Source organism: Streptomyces albidochromogenes (genome assembly GCF_005981925.1).
Classification (GTDB): domain Bacteria; phylum Actinomycetota; class Actinomycetes; order Streptomycetales; family Streptomycetaceae; genus Streptomyces; species Streptomyces albidochromogenes.
Genome location: NZ_VBVX01000359.1, coordinates 1 through 6049, shown reverse-complemented (window position 1 = coordinate 6049; position 6049 = coordinate 1). Strand labels below are relative to the sequence as shown.

5 protein-coding genes are annotated in these 6049 nt (G+C 72.4%); 1 reads left to right on the top strand and 4 read right to left on the bottom strand.

Annotated elements, in window-relative coordinates:
* Window positions 1-67: 67 nt before the first annotated feature.
* A complete protein-coding gene (locus E2E34_RS29960) occupies window positions 68-670 on the bottom strand; it encodes a TetR/AcrR family transcriptional regulator (RefSeq protein ID WP_138905008.1) in 603 nt (200 codons plus the stop codon).
* Window positions 670-2178, bottom strand: a complete 1509-nt coding sequence (locus E2E34_RS29955; RefSeq protein ID WP_138905007.1) for a 3-hydroxyacyl-CoA dehydrogenase — start codon at window positions 2176-2178, stop codon at window positions 670-672. The genes E2E34_RS29960 and E2E34_RS29955 overlap by 1 nt, the downstream gene beginning before the upstream one ends.
* Window positions 2179-2302: 124 nt before the next feature.
* Between E2E34_RS29955 and paaN the strand changes: the two genes are divergently transcribed.
* Window positions 2303-3994, top strand: a complete 1692-nt coding sequence (paaN, locus tag E2E34_RS29950) for a phenylacetic acid degradation protein PaaN (protein WP_138905006.1) — start codon at window positions 2303-2305, stop codon at window positions 3992-3994.
* 44 nt (window positions 3995-4038) lie between these two features.
* Here paaN and E2E34_RS29945 read toward each other — a convergent pair whose 3' ends face one another.
* Both E2E34_RS29945 and E2E34_RS29940 read right to left on the bottom strand, forming a co-directional pair.
* Window positions 4039-4812, bottom strand: coding sequence for a TrmH family RNA methyltransferase (locus E2E34_RS29945; RefSeq protein ID WP_208765379.1), 774 nt, complete (start codon window positions 4810-4812; stop codon window positions 4039-4041).
* Between the two features lie 35 nt (window positions 4813-4847).
* A partial coding sequence (locus tag E2E34_RS29940) for an HTTM domain-containing protein (protein ID WP_244316252.1) occupies window positions 4848-6049 on the bottom strand: 1202 nt, incomplete at its 5' end.

Below are 6049 nucleotides of genomic sequence, written 5' to 3'. Positions count from 1 at the left end.
CCCCACCGCCCCCCGAGCCGTAGGCCACGGGCTCGCGCGCCGTCGGCCGAACGGACCGCGAGCGGACTCAGCGGCTGGTGCGCAGCCCGTCGAAGGCCAGACGCACCACGGTCTCGGCCAACTGCTCCCCGTCCGTACCGCCACCGCCCCCGGCCACCTGCGGCCGGTACCACTCCACCAGCGAATTGATCATCCCGAACAGCAGCCGCGTCGCCATGCGTATGTCGACATCGGCCCGCAGATCGCCGTCGGCCGCCGCCGCCTTCATCAGATCGGCGACCCGCTGGTCGAACTCGCGCCGCCGCTCCAGCGCCCAGCGCTCGGCCTTCGTGTTGCCGCGTACGCGAAGGAGCAGCGTGACGTACGGCAGCTCCGCCATCAGCACCTCCACGGTGCGGCGGGTGACGTACTCGACCTGCTCGATCGCCCGGCCGCGCGAGGCCCCCGGCTCGTCGAGGATGCCGAAGAGCCCGTCGAGCGCCCGGCTGACGGCCCGGCGCAGCAGCTCCTCCTTGCCCGCGACGTGGTGGTAGATCGACGACTTCGAGATACCGGCGGCCTTGGAGAGGTGCTCCATGGACGTGCCGTCGTAGCCGCGCTCGTTGAAGACCCGGACGGCGACCGTCAGAAGCGTCTCGGGGGTGTACGTGTCGCGCTTGGCGGTCGTCATCAGGCGCCCTCCTCCTTGGCGGCGAACGCCTGCCGGTGGAGCGCCAGGGACGGGGCGTAGCGTCCGGTCGGGCAGCACTCGTGCAGGTTCTTGAGCAGGTCGTACGCCCAGTCCCGGCCGAGCGCACGGCTCCATTCGACCGGCCCGAGCGGGTAGTTCACACCGAGCCGCATCGCCGTGTCGATGTCCTCGGCCGAGGCGACGCCCCGCGCGACGGCGTCCGCCGCGAGGTCGACGAGCATCGCGACCGTACGGGCGACGATCATGCCGGGCACGTCACCGATGACGCTGACGTCCTTGCCGAGCCGCTGGAAGAGCCCCGTGGCCTCGGCGACCGCCCGCGCGGACGTGTCCTCGGAGGCGGACAGCGCGATGCGGGTGGCGCCCCGGTAGTCGAGCGCGAGGTCGAAGTACACGACGTCGGCGTACTCGACGGAGGTCCGTCCGTCGGCGGGCACGAGCTGGCCCTCACCCGGCAGCTCGATGTACGGGCCGCCCGCCTCCACGCGCTCCACCGCGACGCCGGCCTCCTCCATCATCGCCACGAGCACCTCGGCGTGGCCTAGGTCCCCGACGACGGTGACGGCCTGAGGAGCCTCCTCGGGGGCGGCGGTACGGGGAGCGGGCCGGGCCGCCCCGTCCGCGCCGTACGGGTACCAGCCGTGACCCGACTTGCGGCCCAGCCGGCCCGACTCGACGAGCCGGCGCTGGGCGAGGGAGGGCACGAACTTGGGGCTCTGGAAGAACGACTCCCACACCGACCGGCTGACGGCCTCGTTCACGTCCTGCCCGATCAGGTCGGTCAGCTCGAACGGACCCATCCTGAAACCGCCGGACTCGCGCAGCACGGCGTCGATCGTCGCCGGGTCCGCGCCCTGCTCCTCGTACACCGCGAAAGCCTCGGCGTAGAAGGGGCGGGCGATGCGGTTGACGATGAAGCCGGGGGTGTCGGCGCAGCGGACCGGGGTCTTGCCCCAGGCGGCCGCCGTCGCCCACGCGCGCGTGGCGCTCGTCTCGTCCGTCGCGAAACCGCTGACGACCTCGACGAGCGGCAGCAGCGGCGCGGGGTTGAAGAAGTGCAGGCCCACGAAACGGCCGGGGTTCTTCAGGGGCCCCGCGATGGCCGTGACGGAGAGGGAGGAGGTGTTCGTGGCGAGGAGGCAGTCGTCGGCGACGACCGCTTCGAGCGCCGTGAAGAGCTGCTGCTTGACCGGAAGGTGCTCCACGATCGCCTCGACGACGAGCGCGGCGTCCGCGAGCTCGGCGAGGTCCCCGGCGGTGTGCAGCCGGGCCCGCGCGGCGTCCGCGTCCCGCCCGTCGAGCCTGCCCTTCTCGACGAGCCGGTCCAGCCGGGCGCCGACGGCCTCGGCGGCCTCGGCGGCCCTGCCGGGGCCCGCGTCGTACAGCCGCACCGGGTGACCGGCCAGAAGAGCGACCTGGGCGATGCCCTGACCCATGGTGCCGGTGCCGACGACGGCGACGGTGCGGGCTCGATCGATAGCTGTCATGACCCCGATCCTCCCGTATGAGTTGTCCACAGGTTTACCGGGCCCTCTTGTCCCGACCGATCGTTCGGTTACTGTATCTCGTGTCCGCCTGTCCCTGCCCAGCTCGACGAGGAGTTGGTCCGCCGTGGCCGCCGAACTCACCACTTCCCAGCTGTCCGAGAAGCACCGGACCACGCTCGACCAGGCGCTCGACGTGATCCGCACACGGGCCTACTGGTCCCCGCACCCCGAGCACCCCAAGGCGTACGGCGAGAACGGCAGCCTCGGCGCCGCCGAAGGGCTCGCGGCCTTCCAGGCCCTCCAGGGCAGCCGCTTCGCCCTCGACCAGCCCGGCACCGACGGCTGGACGGGCACAGAGGTCTCGCCGTACGGCCCGGACCTGGGCATCGAGTACCCGCACGCCGACCTCGACGTACTGCTGCCGGCGATGCGCGCGGGCATGGGCGCCTGGCGGGAGGCCGGCCCCGAGAACCGCGCCCTGGTCTGCCTCGAAATCCTGTCGCGCATCAGCGCCCGCACCCACGAGTTCGCGCACGCGGTCATGCACACCAGCGGCCAGGCGTTCATGATGGCGTTCCAGGCGGGCGGCCCGCACGCCCAGGACCGCGGCCTCGAGGCCGTGGCGTACGCGTACGCCGAGCAGACCCGCACCCCCGTCGCGGCCGAGTGGTCCAAGCCGCAGGGCAAGCGCGACCCGCTCAGCCTCAGCAAGTCCTTCACCGCCGTGCCGCGCGGCATCGCGCTCCTGATCGGCTGCAACACCTTCCCCACCTGGAACGGCTACCCCGGCCTCTTCGCCTCGCTGGCCACCGGCAACCCGGTCCTGGTCAAGCCGCACCCCCGCGCGGTCCTCCCGCTGGCCCTCACCGTCCAGGTCGCCCGCGAGGTCCTCGGCGAGGCCGGCTTCGACCCGAACCTGGTGGCCCTGGCGGCCGAGCGCCCCGACGAGGGCATCGCGAAGACCCTCGCGACCCGCCCCGAGATCCGGATCATCGACTACACCGGGTCGACCTCCTTCGGCGACTGGCTGGAGGCCAACGCCCGCCAGGCCCAGGTCTACACGGAGAAGGCCGGCGTCAACACGGTCGTCATCGACTCCACCGACGACTACAAGGGAATGCTGTCCAACCTGGCGTTCTCCCTGTCCCTCTACAGCGGGCAGATGTGCACCACCCCGCAGAACCTCCTGATCCCGAGGGACGGGATCACGACCGACGCGGGCGAGAAGTCCTACGACGAGGTGGTCGCCGACCTCGCGGCCTCGGTCGCCGGGCTCCTGGGCGACGACGCCCGGGCGAACGCACTGCTGGGCGCCCTGGTCAACCCCGATGTGAAGGCCCGCCTCGAAGCCGCGGCGGAGCTCGGCGAAGTCGCTCTGCCGTCGAGGGAGATCACCCACCCGGACTTCCCCGAGGCGGTGGTCCGCACACCGGTCATGGTCAAGCTCGACGGCGCCAAGCCGGACGCCGAAGCGGCCTACATGTCCGAGTGCTTCGGCCCGGTGTCCTTCGCGGTCGCCGTCAACTCCACCGAGGACGGCCTGGAGCTGCTGCGCCGTACGGTGCGGGAGAAGGGCGCCATGACCGTCGGCGCGTACACCACCTCGCAGGTCACGGAGGCCGCCGTCGAGGAGGTCTGCCTGGAGGAGTCGGCGCAGCTCTCGCTGAACCTCACGGGCGGCGTCTACGTCAACCAGACGGCGGCGTTCTCCGACTTCCACGGCTCGGGCGGCAACCCGGCGGCCAACGCCGCGCTGTGCGACGCGGCCTTCGTCGCCAACCGCTTCCGGATGGTCGAGGTACGCCGCCAGGCGTAACCGCCCCGGCTCCCGGCCGGGTCAGCGGCCCGTCGCCGCCCCGCTCACGCGGTGGCGGCGGCGGCGGCGGGCGGCCCGCCCCAGTGGAACAGCGCCATGGCCACACTGGTCGCCAGGTTGTAGCTGGAGACCTGCGGTCGCATGGGCAGGGCGACCAGCCTGGTCGCGCGGGCGCGCAGCTCCGGTGAGATGCCGTGGCGCTCCGAGCCGAAGGCCAGCAGGGCGTCGTCGGGGATGTCCACCGACCTGATGTCCTCGCCCTCCGGGTCCAGGACGTAGAGCGGGCCCGGCGGCAGCGCGTCGAGGTCCCTGCGCTCGACGGCCGTGGCGTAGTGGAGCCCCGCGCCCGCGCGCACGACGTTGGGGTGCCACGGGTCCATGTCCCCGGTCGTGACGACGCCCGTGGCGCCGAAACCGGCGGCCAGCCGGACGACCGCTCCGACGTTGCCGAGGTTGCGGGGGTTGTCCAACACGACGATCGGGGCCGGCCTCGGCAGCCGGGACAGCGCCCGCGCGTTCGCTTCGGCGTCCCGCCGGACCGCCAGCGCGGCCACCGCCGTCGTGTGGATCCGGGGCACCAGCTCACGCAGGGCGTCGGCCGGAATCTCGACGACGGACCGGGCGAGGACCCCGGACAGGTCGTCGGCCAGGTCGCGGGCGAGCGCCAGTACCGCGCGCCGGTCGCTCGCGAGGGTCAGCCGCACGTCCGCGCCGAAGCGCAGGGCGTGCTTCAGCGCATGGAAGCCGTCCAGCACCACGGCGTCCTGAGCAGCCTCACGCCACTGCCGCGTCACGGCCTCGGCCACGTCCTCAGTCATGGCCTCAGCCTACGGGGAGCCCGTGGCCGGGCCTTTCACTCGACGAGCGTACGGACCGGCTCCTCGCGCGGTCCCCGTTCCGCCGGGGCCGCCTCCACATCGCCGCGCGGCCGCACCCGGGCGCCCACTCGCGCCGCCCGGTGGCCGAGGCGCCGCAGGAAGCCGGTCGGCAGGAAGACCGCGTCGGCGGCGATCATCGCGAGCGAGAAGAAGGGCAGCCCGAGCAGGACGGCGATCGCCGCGTGCTCGGCGATCATGACCGCGAGCAGGACGTTCTTGACCCGCCGGTTGAACAGCGTGAAGGGGAAGGCGACCTGGACGACCACCGTCCCGTACGTCAGCAGCATCACGATCACGCCGCTGGACGCGAGCAGTCCGGACAGCCCGGGCCAGGGCGAGAAGTAGTCCAGGTGCAGCGGGTAGTAGAGCGCCGTGCCGTCCTGCCAGCGCGAGCCCTGGATCTTGTACCAGCCCGCGGTGGCGTAGACGAGGCAGACCTCCGCCATGATCACGACGAGGGCGGCGTTGTGCACCGCATTGGTGACGACGTCCAGCAGGATGCGCGGCTGCCCGGGGGCGTAGCGCCCGGCCGCCCACCACAGGGCGTGTACGGCCAGCAGCCCCCAGAAGATCAGCAGCCAGCCCGCGCGGATCTCGCCCATGAAGGTCACGGCGGCCAGGCAGGCCCCCAGCGCCACCCACAGGACCGGCCCCACCCGGTCGGCCCGGTCGGCGTCGCGCCGCGCGTCCAGCGACCACACCTGCCCGCACCGGGTCAGCACGAGGTAGATCGCCATGAGGTGGATGACGTTGTCGCCGCCGTCGCCCATGAAGATGCTGCGGTTCTGCAGCGACAGGACGCCGACCATGAAGAGGACGGACATCGTCCGGGTGCGCCAGCCCACCATCAGCAGCGCCGCCGAGACGACCGCCAGCCCGTAGACGATCTCGAACCACACCGTGCTCTGCGACCACATCAGCGCGGTGAAGGCGTGGTTGTTCCCTATGAGCTGCTGGGCCATGTCCCAGTCCCACGGCCCGTTGGGCCCGTACAGCTCACGGCGGTGCGGGTACTCGAAGAGCAGGAAGAGCAGCCACGTCAGCGAGAAGCCGATGCGCACGACAGCGCTCTGGTACGGCCCGAGGGCGGTGGAGGTGACGCGCTGAACGGCGCGCGCCGCCCTGCGGGCCCACGCCGCCCGGGCGGGGACGAAGGTGCGGGGGGACTGCGTAGGGC

Excerpts from the sequence above, each read along its gene's own strand:
- E2E34_RS29960 (WP_138905008.1), bottom strand. The coding sequence starts at position 670 with ATGACGACCGCCAAGCGCGACACGTACACCCCCGAGACGCTTCTGACG.
- E2E34_RS29955 (WP_138905007.1), bottom strand. The coding sequence starts at position 2,178 with ATGACAGCTATCGATCGAGCCCGCACCGTCGCCGTCGTCGGCACCGGC.
- E2E34_RS29945 (WP_208765379.1), bottom strand. The coding sequence starts at position 4,812 with ATGACTGAGGACGTGGCCGAGGCCGTGACGCGGCAGTGGCGTGAGGCT.